Annotated in this window: 1 protein-coding gene and 1 pseudogene; both read left to right on the plus strand. The window is 46.7% G+C overall.

What is annotated here, in order from left to right:
• Positions 1-268 (plus strand): annotated as a pseudogene (locus tag CYP05_RS03710) (bifunctional heptose 7-phosphate kinase/heptose 1-phosphate adenyltransferase); the annotation flags it as partial.
• Positions 243-531: SIS domain-containing protein (locus CYP05_RS03715; RefSeq protein ID WP_141090273.1), on the plus strand; the 289-nt coding region annotated here is incomplete at its 3' end. The pseudogene CYP05_RS03710 and the gene CYP05_RS03715, both read left to right, overlap by 26 nt.

The following is a 531-nucleotide window of genomic DNA, read 5'->3' on the forward strand; positions in this document are numbered from 1 at the left end:
GCCTATAAACTCACAAGAGGATAGAGCCTGCGTGCTAAGCGGGCTAGGATTTGTCGATTATGTCGTGATATTTGATGAGGATACGCCTTTAAATTTGATAACAAAGATAAAGCCTGATGTGCTTGTAAAAGGGGCTGACTACAAGGGCAAAGAGGTCGTTGGCAGCGAGATCGTAAAAGAGGTCATGCTGATCGACTTTGTCGAGGGCAAAAGCACAACAGGGATAATAAAAAGGATAAAAGATGCTAAAAACGATGATAAAAAATGAGCTTGAGGCTCACCAAAAGACCTTTAGCGAGCATGTAAATTTGCTAGGTAGCTTGGAGCGTGCTTGCCAGATGGTGGCTGATACGCTAAAAAATGGCAAAAAGGTGCTCATATGCGGTAACGGCGGCTCTGCGGCGGACGCTCAGCACTTTGCAGCCGAGCTAACTGGCAGATATAAAAGTGAGCGCCAACCACTACCAGGCATCGCGCTAACTACTGATACTTCGGCACTTACGGCCATTGGCAACGACTACGGCTTTGACT

Source organism: Campylobacter concisus (genome assembly GCF_002913545.1).
GTDB lineage: Bacteria > Campylobacterota > Campylobacteria > Campylobacterales > Campylobacteraceae > Campylobacter_A > Campylobacter_A concisus_AV.